At 46.8% G+C, this 13,153-nt stretch carries 14 protein-coding genes; 9 read left to right on the top strand and 5 right to left on the bottom strand.

Going from position 1 to position 13,153, the window contains the following annotated elements; translation table 11 throughout:
• Positions 1-66: 66 nt before the first annotated feature.
• A complete protein-coding gene (locus G7035_RS06935; protein ID WP_007428290.1) occupies positions 67-267 on the top strand; it encodes a cold-shock protein in 201 nt (66 codons plus the stop codon).
• Positions 268-398: 131 nt separating this feature from the next.
• Positions 399-614: a cold-shock protein gene (locus G7035_RS06930; protein WP_013308357.1), complete on the top strand. Its 216-nt coding sequence runs from the start codon at positions 399-401 to the stop codon at positions 612-614.
• Between the two features lie 82 nt (positions 615-696).
• Here G7035_RS06930 and G7035_RS06925 read toward each other — a convergent pair whose 3' ends face one another.
• Entirely contained in the window at positions 697-1,521 is an 825-nt protein-coding gene (locus G7035_RS06925) for an alpha/beta fold hydrolase (RefSeq protein WP_019685858.1), read from the bottom strand.
• A 186-nt stretch (positions 1,522-1,707) separates the two neighbouring features.
• On the opposite strand from G7035_RS06925, the gene G7035_RS06920 reads away from it, so the two are divergent.
• The gene (locus G7035_RS06920) at positions 1,708-2,040 is read left to right on the top strand and encodes a hypothetical protein (protein WP_016820215.1); all 333 of its coding nucleotides are present in this window, start codon (positions 1,708-1,710) and stop codon (positions 2,038-2,040) included.
• A gap of 50 nt (positions 2,041-2,090) precedes the next feature.
• Here G7035_RS06920 and G7035_RS06915 read toward each other — a convergent pair whose 3' ends face one another.
• The gene (locus tag G7035_RS06915) at positions 2,091-2,636 is read right to left on the bottom strand and encodes a GNAT family N-acetyltransferase (protein WP_019685859.1); all 546 of its coding nucleotides are present in this window, start codon (positions 2,634-2,636) and stop codon (positions 2,091-2,093) included.
• A 259-nt stretch (positions 2,637-2,895) separates the two neighbouring features.
• Positions 2,896-3,468 (bottom strand): hypothetical protein, encoded by a 573-nt coding sequence (locus tag G7035_RS06910; RefSeq protein ID WP_019685860.1) that lies wholly within the window; start codon positions 3,466-3,468, stop codon positions 2,896-2,898.
• A gap of 213 nt (positions 3,469-3,681) precedes the next feature.
• Here G7035_RS06910 and G7035_RS06905 point away from each other — a divergent pair, with 213 nt between their 5' ends.
• The 6 genes from G7035_RS06905 to G7035_RS06880 all read left to right on the top strand — a co-directional run bounded on the left by G7035_RS06905 (position 3,682) and on the right by G7035_RS06880 (position 8,442).
• Positions 3,682-4,095, top strand: a complete 414-nt coding sequence (locus G7035_RS06905) for a GntR family transcriptional regulator (protein ID WP_019685861.1) — start codon at positions 3,682-3,684, stop codon at positions 4,093-4,095.
• Entirely contained in the window at positions 4,092-4,805 is a 714-nt protein-coding gene (locus tag G7035_RS06900; protein WP_019685862.1) for an ABC transporter ATP-binding protein, read from the top strand. Before G7035_RS06905 ends, G7035_RS06900 begins: the two co-directional genes overlap by 4 nt.
• A complete protein-coding gene (locus G7035_RS06895; protein ID WP_019685863.1) occupies positions 4,802-5,569 on the top strand; it encodes an ABC transporter permease subunit in 768 nt (255 codons plus the stop codon). Before G7035_RS06900 ends, G7035_RS06895 begins: the two co-directional genes overlap by 4 nt.
• Before the next feature lie 39 nt (positions 5,570-5,608).
• On the top strand, positions 5,609-6,094 hold the full coding sequence (locus G7035_RS06890; protein ID WP_017425683.1) for a cytochrome c biogenesis protein CcdC: 486 nt from the start codon (positions 5,609-5,611) through the stop codon (positions 6,092-6,094).
• Positions 6,095-6,458: 364 nt separating this feature from the next.
• A complete protein-coding gene (locus tag G7035_RS06885) occupies positions 6,459-7,676 on the top strand; it encodes a stalk domain-containing protein (protein ID WP_019685864.1) in 1,218 nt (405 codons plus the stop codon).
• An 88-nt stretch (positions 7,677-7,764) separates the two neighbouring features.
• A complete protein-coding gene (locus G7035_RS06880) occupies positions 7,765-8,442 on the top strand; it encodes a hypothetical protein (RefSeq protein ID WP_019685865.1) in 678 nt (225 codons plus the stop codon).
• A gap of 94 nt (positions 8,443-8,536) precedes the next feature.
• On the opposite strand, the gene G7035_RS06875 is transcribed toward G7035_RS06880, so the two are convergent.
• Positions 8,537-9,541: a LacI family DNA-binding transcriptional regulator gene (locus tag G7035_RS06875; RefSeq protein WP_019685866.1), complete on the bottom strand. Its 1,005-nt coding sequence runs from the start codon at positions 9,539-9,541 to the stop codon at positions 8,537-8,539.
• A gap of 165 nt (positions 9,542-9,706) precedes the next feature.
• Positions 9,707-13,147, bottom strand: a complete 3,441-nt coding sequence (locus G7035_RS06870; RefSeq protein ID WP_019685867.1) for a GH36-type glycosyl hydrolase domain-containing protein — start codon at positions 13,145-13,147, stop codon at positions 9,707-9,709.
• Positions 13,148-13,153: the final 6 nt, after the last annotated feature.

Below are 13,153 nucleotides of genomic sequence, written 5' to 3'. Positions count from 1 at the left end.
GTGCAATATGTGAATTTTTATTTGTAAAAAATAAAGGTCATATAAATATATTTTGGAGGTAATTCCATGCAAACAGGTACAGTTAAATGGTTTAACGCAGAAAAAGGTTTCGGTTTCATCGAAGTTGAAGGTGGAAGCGATGTATTCGTACACTTCTCCGCAATCCAAGGCGAAGGTTTCAAATCTTTGGACGAAGGCCAACGCGTAGAATTCAACGTAGTTGAAGGAAACCGTGGACCACAAGCTGAGAACGTTGTAAAACTGTAATTTTAAATTACAGCCTACTTCAGATGCCCCGAACATAGCGTTTGGGGCATTTGTTTTTATCTGTTCACAAGACCGTTTTTGAACTGATTACATCTTATCGCTTTATAAATCATGAAGAAAGAGGGATGTTTATGTACAATTCACGGAAAAAGCCAATGGATGAAATTCCTGAGGAAATTACAACTGTTTGGAATTGCGCCAGTGATACATGCAACGGCTGGATGCGGGATAACTTCGCTTTTTCTGTCGAGCCGACATGCCCCATTTGCGGTTCTGCCATGGTGAAGGGCGAGAAAAAGCTGGCTGTTTTAAACAATACGAGCTTTAATCATACCAAACAATCCTAAGCGGATACATGTTTGTAGTAAAAGATGCCCCATAGCCGTAACGGCGCTGAGGCGTCTTTTTTGTTTTTCTGAGAACAGGCTTTCAATTAGGGTGTATAGAGGATGGGGATAGTATGCTCAGTAAGGTGGAATTAAATTCAGGTAGTGCTTCATAAAATACACCGTGACCACTTCGTTCGAAAGGAATAAGCCTGGAGCCGGCAATTCCTTTTTGAGTTTGGAGCGCTAGAGGGAAAGGGCAGACCCGATCCAGCTTGCCGTGTAGAATCCACGTAGGCACGTGTATACATGGCAAATCGGGCCGTAAATCAGAGTCACGCAGTGAATACAAAGTACAAGCCATGCTATGAACCGAAGCCGCAAAGCCCTGATCACGTAACCAGTCACGTAAACTCTGGCTGACGGGTTTGGCGAACAACATTTCGCCAAATGATGTTACCAGTTGCGGACGATCTGTATAGGCTTGTTTGATGAGTTTATCTACCTCTGCGACAGGAGTGCCGTAAGGAAAGTCGCTGGTTGGGGTAAACCGAGGCGTGGCAGCTCCGATCAAAATTAGCTGATCAACACCCCATCCCCTATGTCTGCTCATGTAGCGCGTGACAATTGCTCCCCCCATAGAAAAACCGATCAGCCGTATATGGCTTAATTGAAGGGCCTGTATAACAGCCAGGAGATCGTCTGCCAGTCGATCATAATTGTAGCCATGCCATGGTCGATCAGACTTCCCGAACCCCCTAAGATCAACTTGAATACAGCGGTATCCGTAAGCAGGCAACTGGGCAACCTGGTATTCGTACATTCGATGGTCCAGCGGCCAGCCGTGCACCATCAAAACAGGGATGCCTTCTCCTATATCTTCTACATACAGCTTAACGCCACGTTCCACTTCAATATAATATCCCATGATGCTCCCCCCTTTAAAAATCACGAAATTTCGTTCTCTCTCACATATATGTAGCCAGGGCTTAGCTCATTCGAAAAAGGGGTGAGATCGCCGCTATACAAGTATAGAATTAGTAAAATATGTATGTCATCCTGCATGGGGATAGGATATACTTATGGAATGAAACAGCATTGGGAGAGTGGAACAATGACACCATCAAAAACATTAAAATGGATTACGGGCGGATTGGAGCTATTTTTTGCTATTCCTGTTTTGGGCGGGCTGCTCGTCATAAATTCTGCGTATACTGTATTGTTCTTTATGTTGATTTTCCACATAGTGACGTTGGTGCTATCGGTAACTAATAAAGAGACTTATTATGGATCTATTTTAGGGATTGTGACCTCGGTTGTTGGGTGGATTCCATTTGTAGGCTGGTTAATGCACCTGCTCTCAGGCATATTTTTGATGATTACCGCAGCCCAACAGCCGCGAGACCATTATCGTAATCGCAATCCCTACGATGATTATCGCTACTAGGGCCAATATCGCCTCGAAATGATGAAAGATCCTGTGGAACAGGATCTTTTTTAGTTATGGAATCTTCCCATGATTATGGTGTTGTAGTATTGACCATCTGAGAGAATCTTGTCGTTTTTTAATAACCCTTCGATTTCAAATCCATGCTTTTTATAAAGTTCAATGGCTTTATTATTGGTTTCTAGAACTTGTAGGCTCATTTTCTGGATGCCGTTAGAGTCTGCCCAGGAAATGGATTTTTTCAGAAGATTCGTCCCGATTCCATACCCCCAGAAATCCTTTTGTACACACACACCGAATTCAACTTTATGAGCGAATCGACGCAGAACATGACCTTCACATCTTGAAAATCCAACGACTTTATCATGAACGACCGCAACTAAAAATAGATTTTTGGCGTGCTCTGTATCGGCTTTAATAAGCTGTTCAAAACCGGATGTACTTATGAATGCTTCTCCCTTTTCTCTGTCTAAATTTTCAGTCTCTCCATCTATCAGTAAGCGGATTTCAGACAAATTCATCGCATCTTGAATCATAGCCGATCTAATGATATAGCTTACTCCTTGTACATGAAATTCCTGTTTATTTATTTTCATTACATACTCCTTTTGCTGAATCAGGATAAAAAGTGTGATCTCTGGCTTAAGTTAGTTTACCACATATTGTATCAAGTACATGAAAAATAAGCCTGTCCTCTTCTGTTGTATCGTAGCAGAGGGCAGGCTTATTCATTCTCGATCCGTACAGGGAGGCCGGATGGAGATTTATTATTGTGGAGTGGCTGTGTCAGATTAACAAATCGTTCTTATGAATGTGACTTATCGAGCTACAGCTTTTGGAAAAAAGAAGCTGTAGCTATTTTTGCTTATCAGAGGCTTGAGCTGCATTTGGCTTAGCAGGAGCCTTAGCCGCATCTGTTTTAGCTGGAGCTTTACCTGCTTCTCCTTTAGCCCCGTCTACTGGTGGCTTAGAAGGCTTAACGCCATTCACCATATCGGTAATCATTTGCTTCAGGTTGGAAACACGCTGATTATATTCGCTTGCGGTAATCTTGCCGTTTTGTTTTTCCGTAGCGAGTTTTGACTTCATATCCGAGACCATCACATCAATCACGGAGTTTACGCTCACGCCTTGTGCTTTGGCGATCGTAGCAAGGGATTTACCAGCCTTCAACTGTGTATCCAACTGACTGGAGGACAATTTCAATAGTTTCAGGAGAGCCTTGTTCTCAGCATAGTTTCCTCCTGCGATTTGTGGACCGTTAGCATCGCCAGGGTTTCCCTTAGGTGCCTGTGCTTTACTTGCAGTAGGAGCCTTCTCAGGTGTAGTTGAAGCAGCATGGGCTGCGCCTGTGGAGTACAGCGCTCCGCCTCCTAAAAATGCCAACGCCAACGTTCCGGCCAAAATTGCTTTCTTGGTGCTCTTCATCTTCATTTTCCACCTTTCGTTTATGGTTTGTTGGGTACGTGATACATCATAAGGGATTAACTTGAATGCTATCTGAGCGCAAGCTGAGCATTTACTGAATGGAATTTGCAAGGCAGGACTAGCATTTTAACGAATTGCTATTGTATTACGTGTATTAAGTGATATAATACACTACAGGCACGATAGATACAGCCGAATTAGGGGGAAACACCCATGGAAGAACAACGGGTTGGCTCGTTCCGATTTTTAATAGACTTTAGCCAGCCATTATATGAACAAATATTAAATCAAGTACGAAGCTCCATTGCTAAAGGAGAGATTGAAATGGGAAGCAAAATGCCATCTGTGCGTGATCTGGCGCAGGAATTGCGTATGAATCCGAATACCGTGATGCGGGCGTATCAGGAGCTGGAACGGGACGGATTGACTGAGAAGCGACGCGGTCTGGGTACGTATGTAACTTCGTCCAGTGAGCGGATTGCCAGCTTTCGGGAACAATTGGCTATGACGTATATCGATCAGTTTCTCGGACAGATGAGCAGCCTGGGATTATCCTGGGAAGATGTACAGCAATATATAAGAAGCCGACAGGACGGAGATCACAAGGAAGGAGGCGAAAAGGCATGACGGAGTCTGTGGTAACTGCAAAGCAGCTGATGAAGCAATATGGAAATAAAAAAGCATTGGACCAACTGGATGTCGTCATTCCGGCAGGACGTATTGTAGGTGTGCTTGGGCCCAATGGCTGCGGGAAGTCCAGCCTCTTTCGAGCCATCACGGGGTTAATTCAGCCGGACGGGGGCGAGCTTCAGGTGCTGGGCCAACAGCCTGGCTGGGAAACCAACCGGAATATATCCTATCTTCCTGACCGGGCACGTTGGTATCCCAATCATACAGTTCAGCAGACGCTAGAATGGGGGAAGTCCTTTTTGCCTGGCTTCAATATAAAGGATGCCTATAAACTTGCTGACCATATGGATGTGGAATTGGAGCTAAAGATGGCCGGGTTGAGTCGCGGACAGGAGGCGCGTGTGCTGCTGATTCTGTGCCTGGCACGAGAAGTACCGCTTATGATCCTGGATGAACCTTTTGTAGGTATTGATGTTCTCTCTAGAGAAGCGATCGTAGCTGGGATTATTGATTATTTGGAGGATCGGCAACAATCTATACTCATTAGCACACATGATATTCAGGAAGTGGAAGGCTTGTTTGATTACACGGTCATGATGGACCGCGGGCGAGTGATATGGTCTGGTGAATCGGATGATCTGCGTGCAGAGCATGGCTCGCTGAACCAGGTGTTCCGCAATTTGTACAAAAGGGAGTGGAAGGCGTGAATTCATTCGGGCTGTTCAAAGATTTAATACGCCATGAATTTCGAAATAAAGGAAGCTGGAGAAAGCAAAGCCGCAATCGACTGCCCAGATCGTGGAGACTTGTATATTTTTCACTATTTCTAATTGCGGCGTTCGCGATTTCCTTGTACTTCGCTCTTCACAATGAACTCGAATTGACAAGGCTGTGGTATGTCACCCTGGGCTTGCCGTACATGATTGTTTTCATGGGTGTGGGAATGCTGAGAAGAGAATGGGAAAATGACACCTACGGATGGTGGCTGACCCTTCCCTATCCGCGTATGTGGCTAATTAGCGCCAAATGGATTGCTGCTATTTTACAAACCATTGTCGTGATATTGCTCTTGTTTGTAGTAGGTTCTCTATACGCGCTATTTATCTCATCGACCATACAGGCTTATACGTTTGCGGATGCAGCGTCTTTTATGATAGCCGGCTTAAACTGGTTTGTAATGATTATCGCCTTTACGCCGTTGGTTATTGCGCTGGGTCTGCTGACGGCCAGTACCAAATATAGCACCTTGCGGCCGCTTAGCCCAATCCTGTGGATTCTTTTGATGGGTGGAGGAAGCGTCTTTTATTGGTCAGGCGATCAGCGGATTTATGAGCAGTTTCATCATGTTCACAACGGACAGTGGTTTCCTTTTACCTGGCATTTTCCGGTTGCGGTGTTGATTAGTTGGGTTGCTGCATATGCATTGATCCGCTTGAACGCTTATTTGCTGGAGAAAAAACTGTCGATTTAACTTAGGATAAATGACTCTATATTAGAAAGGAATTTCACCATGGCGACAATCTTTATCTATGCATTGATGGCTGTTCTGGTGGGTCTGATGATTTGGTTGAGAACCAAAAGACGAAGGGGCCCGGTAAAGGGAAAAGGATTTCGGATTTTGCTCCCTATGTTTATCGCTTTCCCAGCTATGATGATATCGGTATATCAATTGATGCATATTCCTGGTCAAACGTACGCGCCTCCCGCCTTTTGGGAGCTACTGGTTGCTGGGTTATTAGGGGCTCTGTTTGGCTACGTTATTTTGCTGCATACGGCGTATGAAAGACGGGATGACGGTCTCATCTATCCCAAGCCGAACCAATATTTTAAGTATATTATTATCGCTATTATTTTGATTCGGGTTGTTCTGACTCAATACCTCAGTAGTTTGGGTACGACCGAAATTAGCATGCTGGCCATTACGATGGCGCTGGTATATATCTCAATCTGGCGAATTGGGAGCTTTATCAAGTTTCGGAGGACGTTATCTGTATAACAATATGAATGAGGTAACAGCGGCTTTCTATTCAAAAAGCGTCCATTCGCTTGGTGATAGGAGCCGTTTTTTTTGAGCTACCTTCATTAGTACATGTTATTTATAATAAAATGATGAGGATGATCATACATTGTTATTGCTTTCCATATCCTTTATTCGAAGGTTTGTGACTTGCATGACAACGGTCATAAGTATAAAAATTCAAAGGAGGGTTAATAAGGTTTCAAATGATTTAAATGGGGTTTAAAGTTATATAGGTGGGGAAGAGTTCATATACCTTCGTAGTTAACTGCAACCACACTAGTTACATAAAGAGAAATTGCGTTCCATACTCTATTTTACAGGTTGAGAGGGGCTTACATTCATGAAAAAACATACGGTTACTGCTGCAATTGCTGGCTTGCTCGTTCTGTCTTCTGCTGTACCGGCTTTAGCAGCCGACGTAAAACCTGCTACGGGTATCCAGGTTTGGGTAGATGGCAAGAAGGAGGCTTACAAAATTGCGCCTATCGTGAGAAATAAGCAGGTGTTGATCCCCCTGAGACAATTGGCTACTAGTTTGGGAATTCCGCTGGACGCCAAGCATATTACATTCAATACGGCGCGTCAAAGTACGACGATTCGTTATGATCAAGCGACGGTTGTACTGGTATCAGGCAGTCCGGAAGCGCAAATCAACGGGATTAAGGTACCACTATCCACCTCGACCATCTTGACCAAGCAAGGGGTAACCTATGTACCAGTTGATGTCGTCAAAGAAGCGTGGGGCAAGCAAGTGATTTGGGACCCGGCCAGCCAAACCTTGCAAATCGGGGTGAGTAATAAGGATAAGGTTGTAGAGATTCTGAAGAGCTTTGAAACGGGCGATACGAAAGCAGCTGAGGCTTGGATCAGCAAAGATCAGTACATTCAGCATAATCCGAGCTTTGCTAGCGGGAGAGATGCCTTTTTGCAAGGGATTAGCCAATCCAAGGGAGCCAATGTGCTGGTCGAAGTCCAGCGGGTTATTCAGGATGGCAATGATGTAGCAGTACATTATAAAAAGTCTATTGCAGGGAAAACGAGCATTGCTTTTGATATTTTCCGCTTCGATAGCAATGGTAAAATTGTTGAGCATTGGGATAACATGCAGGACTCGGCTCCAACCAATCCAAGTGGACATACCATGATTGACGGAACAACACAAGTCACGGATCTCAACCAAACCGAGACAAACAAAACGCTGATCCGCAAGTTTGTAGATGATGTGCTGGTTGGCAAAAATCGTGCAGCATTGGAAAGCTATTATAATGGGGATCAGTACATTCAGCATAATCCTCTTTTTGGTGACGGTGTATCCAGTCTGAAGCAAGCATTATCCGCTACGGGTCAAGGAGCTTCTATTGGATATGATCAGGTGCATATGGTTCTTGGAGAAGGCAACTTCGTGCTGGTTGTAAGTGAACTGAAATCTCCTAAGGGAATCTCAGCTGCTGTCTATGATCTGTTCCGTGTGGAGAACGGCAAAATAGCCGAGCATTGGGATGTAGTTCAGGAGATTCCAGCTAAAACAGAGTGGAAAAATACGAACAGTAAATTTTAAAGAATACGCTCGTCATGTGATCTGATTGGCACTGTCCAGACCGTCCGGTTCCTGTTAAAATGGGGCAAACATATCAGGGGGTTGGACGGTGGAAGACTTGAAGCAACGTGTGGGTTGCCTGCATGCGCATCACTCGAACATTGCCTATGTGGAACGAGCTTTTGCTTCTTATGAGGTGGAGCTGGTACATTTTGTGGAACCGGGACTTATGCGCCGGGTATCGTCGGATCCGCATTTTTCTTCAGATGATGCCAGTCGCAAGGTAGAAGAGCAGCTGAGATGGATGTCTCAAAGCGATCTAGACGTTATTTTGATAACGTGTACGAATTATATTGCTTTGGCGGAGAAGGCTCAAGGGTCAATGCCTACGCCAATTGTCGCACTGGATGAGCCTCTATTTCATGAGATGTGTGATGATTTGCTGCCACGAACCTTGGTATTCACGAATCCGGCTACCGTAGAGGGCACGATGAAGCGTCTTTATCATACGGCCAATCTATTAGGCAAGCCGGACCTCTCTTCTTTAATAGAGGTCAAGGTGGTGGAGGGCGCTTTTGAACTGATTATGCAGGGACGTAAAGATGAGTATGAGGAATTGCTGGTTCGTTCATTGCATGAATTGAGGAAGGCTGATCCCAGCAGAGGGCTGGCTGTAGCACAGTTATCGATGGTTGATGCTGCGTTGCAGGTGGAGTTGGAGACAGGGCTGACGATTGCCAATCCCTTACGGTCGTTGGCGAATTTACTTGAGGTTTTGTTAGGTTAAATAAGTATAGCTAAAAGAACTTCCTACCCATTTTGGGACAGTGGAAGTTCTTTTTTTTGGAAGTGGGTAGGTGGGGGCACTTCTGTACGATTCATTAGTGCTCCTGCTGGTCTTGGGTGATGAGCGCCGCGCCTGCCGATTCTCTTTGGACAAGCGTAACGTACAACCGTTCATGCTCCACGTCTTCCCCGGCAATGATTTTGAGAACCTGTTCAGCGGCTACAGCGCCCCATTTGCGCTTGGAGTAGTCTATCGTTGTCAGCCGGGGCTGAATATATTGCGCCAGCTCGATATTATCAAAGCCGACGATATGAACATCCTTGCCAATGGTAAGCTCTGACTGAGCCATTCGATTGTAAAAGCCTACGGCCATTTCATCATTGAGACAAAATACAGCTACAGGTTCCGAATCTGGGCGAGCCTGCTGCTGTAAAATGATCTCAGCCGCCTGCTCACCGCCCGATTTCTCGAAATTGCCGTCAATTTCAATCATCTCGGCGACGCCGCTACGCTCAATGGTCTGCTTGACCGCCTGCATCCGCTGCCAGGAATCATAAGAACCTTCTGGTCCGGTCACAACATATAGCTTGCGGTGTCCCAATTCCAATAGATGCTCTATGGCGAGCGCGGCACCTGCTTTGTTATCCAGCAGCACCTGGTTAATGTTAGGATGATTCAGTTCGCGGTCCAATACGACAATTTTATGTCCGCGCTCGGCGTAGTTCAGCAGCTCCTGACTATCAAACGTCTGATCCAGTACGATGGCACCGTCAATCATGCGTTCTGGCAGCATTCGATGTGATTGCTTGCCGCTGCAGACAATGAGGTCATAGCCCTTGCGGTTCAAAATTTCCTTGATGCCGTACAGCAAATCTCCATAAACGTCTCCGCGAAAATCAGTCAGGAATACGCCAATAATTTTGGTCTGCCTTTTCTTGAGATTCCGTGCGGCGGCATTGGGCACATAGTTAAGCTCTTTGGCAATGGCCAAAATACGTGCGCAAGTCTCTTCTGTTACCTTATCGCTACCGTTCAAAGCATATGAAACGGTAGATATGGAAACGCCCGCCTGTTTGGCGATATCTTTAATGCTGACCACAACGTCACCTCCTTGTGTTCGTCTTATATGTGCTATTGTATATGGATTATTAACCACATATCTATTCAAAATGTCGTAGTTCTACATGCAAGCAGCAAAGGGCGATCCCGCAAGATCGCCATTCCTTTGTTGCCTATACCTGATTTTGCTTATGCATCATTCGATTTATAAAATAATCTCCAGACGGTGTACACCATCATGTTCTGCTAACGCCTGCTCGAAAGTCTCACGTTTGATGCGCAAGGCACCGGAACGATAGCGATTATCATCGGCTGGCTCACTTTCCAGAGGGGCACCGTTCAATACTGCACGGCCTTGCTCACCGCTCGTATGCTCTTGCAGCATGCGGTAGACGAAGGTGATTGGCTTTCCTGCAAAGGAAAATTTAAATTCCAATCCGTTGAGATCGTCCGGCAGCACAGGGTCCAGGATCAGGTCCTCGCCTGACTGACGAATACCAAGGACATTCGATATGAGCTGATTCATGTAGATTCCCGGACCGCTGGAATAGATTCTCCAGCCACCCTTGACGGGTACGGCTCCTTCCCGCAGTTCACCAAACCGTTCCTGTGCTTCATAGCGGGTGTTAAATTTACCGTCCGAGCTGCTGAAATACGCGTTGCTTTGGCGCCATTCGGCATTCGGTACGGTCGCGCGGATGCCGACCGGATTGATGAGCTTCAGGCTGTGCCAAGCGTCATCCTTGCGTCCTAACTTGGCCATGGCTTCCACAAAGCGGATATGAGCGTGCACATATTGCAGCCCCACCTCACGTCCAAAGTTGGCCGCTTGCTCTGCGCGCTTGAAGTGCGAACTCACACCGCCATCATATTGAGCAGGGCGGTTCATCAGACGCACACCATCCGGGCAGAGGAACTGCTCGCGGATGAGCTGCTCATGAGCCAATGCTTGCTCAGGCGTGAGCAACTGGCTGATCATGCTGCGTGTCATCGGCAGCAAACGGTAGTGGATTCCCGTCTCGGTGTCGGACGGATGGAGCATGAGCTTGGGTTGACCAGGCTCTTCCATATATACAAAGCCTGGAATAATTCCGCTCTCCAGCATGTAGCGATTGAAGTCTTTACGGATGCCGTTCGCCATCTGATGTAGATCTTGTGCGATCTTATCAGCTTCGCTTACTACATTTACTGGAGCTTGCTCCAACGCAGCAGCAAAGTTACGAATCACTTGGTAGGTGAGTGCAACCGTCCAGCTGCTCGCCATGTATTGCTTCAGCTGCGCATTGGCTGGCTGGAGGGTGTCATCCCAATCGCCATCGCCATAAGCCGATAAGTACGTATCATGCAGAAAATTCTCTCGAATATATTCGATTTCCTTCAGGGCATGTTCCATAAGGGGCGCAGTCTGCTTGGTATAATCGAAAGTATGCCGATGGGTGTAAGGCACATTTTCTCCCAGAATACTGTAATCACGGGTAGCGGTCAAATAATCGCCCAGTACCTTGAGCGGCCAAACGATAATATCCCCATGGCTTTCTTCTTGCTGCACGTGAGTATAGTTGTCAAACATAAACCATTGCGGCCAGTTTCCGCTGTCTTCATACTGATGGCTGAATACAGTTAGCAAAATGGAACGAACCTCATCAAAATTTTGCACTGCCGAAAAATATTCCACAGGCCCCTGACATACATCACGTGTTCCCCAGGCTGCTCCGCCGTATTGCTCCAGACCGTGAGGCACAGAGTAGTGGACGAGCATGTTGTGGGTGTACCACCAGGCCACTGCGTTCACACGGAATAGCTCGCTGGTTTCCTGTTGGCCAAGCGTCAGATGGAAGCCATTCATAAGCTCGGCAAAATACTCCTGGTAGCGCTCGCGCTCATCTTCAAAGGAGGCGTGAAGCTCCTTGTGTGCTCGGTCCTTCCCGGTCGAACGGCCATGCAGCCAGCCCTGTACAGTGCAGGTCCATTCGCTGCTGTCGCCCAGTTCCAAAACGACCAGTGATGCCTCAGGAGAGGCTCCACCCTGTAGCAGTGCTTGAGCGTCGCTCACATGCTGTAATGGAGCGCCCTCTACGTGCATTCGGTAAAGCAGGTCGGGATAGGCCTCGGCGCTCAGGGAAGCGGAATCAGCTCTAAAGAGCAGGTCGTCACCTTCGCGTTCCATATGAAACGGAAGCTCATATTCGTTCACATGCATACACATTTGCTGAGTGATCAGGAATGGGTAGGCTTTACCACTTGCCGAGCGCATGTGAAGCCGCACTTCTGGGCTATCGGCATTCGTATGGTTTGTAATAATGAATGTGTCGTCAGCCGTTTTGTAATACCAGCGCACATAATTAAAGCCAATCTCAAACAGGGAAGGCATGGTGAGCAGGCGATATTTTCCTTGAATTCCGACGTAGATACGTTGACCGGATGTCTTGGGAATGTTGAGCGCATTACGCACGTTGGTGATCATTTTGTTGAAATTCGTATTGCCGATCACGAGCTGGGAATTGAATACCCCGTACATATAGGAAGTGGTTGTAATGGTTTCTTCCTTACCTCCAGAGTAATGCCCACCCATTAAAATGTGTCCGTGAGGACGCTCTACACGAAGCTCTTTGGATTTGAGTACGACATGCTCATAGCTATCCGTGAAAAAGGAAAGTAGTGTATCGCCATCCCGTTCTTCTTCCTGGCGTTTCGGGAAAAGCTGATTCACTTCGGCATCGGTCAAGTCCAGTGTGCGCAGCGGTTCGCCGATGGTTTGAGCTGGGGCCACACGCCCTGCCTGAAGATCACTTGCCGCGTGTGCTGGTATGCTGGTCTCAGAAGCGTCCGCTAGAACGGTAGCTACTTCATCGCGTGCTTTGGTTACCAGGTCCTGATACTCCAGCTTCGTCACTGCAGCCGGATGGCTCGGCTGGAACAGACCGTAAAACGTAAAGCGAGCTTCCCCAGCGAGTTTTACCCGCTCAGATTGCAGCGCCGTATAAGCGAATTCGTATTGATACACTTCATTGGCGAGCGTGTCGCGGCGCAGTGCTTCCGGCTCATTCGTTTCCTTGTAAGAAAGTCCAAAGAACTGAAATCCGTCTGTCGAGTAACCAACAGTGCGGGTTAACGAGCCTTGTTGAATGTATGGGAATGCCTGACTTTGAGGCTGGTTTTGACGTGAGCAAACGGTATAGCCTCTTTGTTCATCATGATAGACAGTATGGTCAATATATTGAGACAAATATGCTTCATTACTGCGCACAGCAGCGGTATCGGCAATGCCGATATCCTGACCGTACACAATATCTGCTTCAACATCATCGCCCTGTAGGGTTACATCCCAGAACCATACTCCCAGGCGGCTGAGTGTGAAGGTCACCTGATAGCCTACACCGGCAGTGAACCCTTCCCATATAATCTGCTGATCCGTTTGTCGGATTACGCCGGGCGAACGAACTCCCAGCAGAGGAGTGATGCTTACGCCGGAAGGACGATACAGTCTCAAGTACAGATTGTTCAGGGAACCATCGACTGAATTGGTCAACAGTTGGTTGATCATCGTTGAGCCGTGAGCGATCTTGTACACATCACCGCTGCTTAAGAAGGTAAAAGACAGGTCTCCGGCCCGCAGCAAAATATTTTGGTCTAGACTTGTATTCATCAAAGG

It is taken from the genome of Paenibacillus polymyxa, from assembly GCF_015710975.1.
GTDB lineage: Bacteria > Bacillota > Bacilli > Paenibacillales > Paenibacillaceae > Paenibacillus > Paenibacillus polymyxa.
This window is presented reverse-complemented; position numbering and strand designations above follow the sequence as displayed.

Coding starts and splice junctions, on each gene's coding strand:
- G7035_RS06935 (WP_007428290.1), top strand. CDS start 67: ATGCAAACAGGTACAGTTAAATGGTTTAACGCAGAAAAAGGTTTCGGT.
- G7035_RS06930 (WP_013308357.1), top strand. CDS start 399: ATGTACAATTCACGGAAAAAGCCAATGGATGAAATTCCTGAGGAAATT.
- G7035_RS06925 (WP_019685858.1), bottom strand. CDS start 1,521: ATGGGATATTATATTGAAGTGGAACGTGGCGTTAAGCTGTATGTAGAA.
- G7035_RS06920 (WP_016820215.1), top strand. CDS start 1,708: ATGACACCATCAAAAACATTAAAATGGATTACGGGCGGATTGGAGCTA.
- G7035_RS06915 (WP_019685859.1), bottom strand. CDS start 2,636: ATGAAAATAAATAAACAGGAATTTCATGTACAAGGAGTAAGCTATATC.
- G7035_RS06910 (WP_019685860.1), bottom strand. CDS start 3,468: ATGAAGAGCACCAAGAAAGCAATTTTGGCCGGAACGTTGGCGTTGGCA.
- G7035_RS06905 (WP_019685861.1), top strand. CDS start 3,682: ATGGAAGAACAACGGGTTGGCTCGTTCCGATTTTTAATAGACTTTAGC.
- G7035_RS06900 (WP_019685862.1), top strand. CDS start 4,092: ATGACGGAGTCTGTGGTAACTGCAAAGCAGCTGATGAAGCAATATGGA.
- G7035_RS06890 (WP_017425683.1), top strand. CDS start 5,609: ATGGCGACAATCTTTATCTATGCATTGATGGCTGTTCTGGTGGGTCTG.
- G7035_RS06885 (WP_019685864.1), top strand. CDS start 6,459: ATGAAAAAACATACGGTTACTGCTGCAATTGCTGGCTTGCTCGTTCTG.
- G7035_RS06870 (WP_019685867.1), bottom strand. CDS start 13,147: ATGAATACAAGTCTAGACCAAAATATTTTGCTGCGGGCCGGAGACCTG.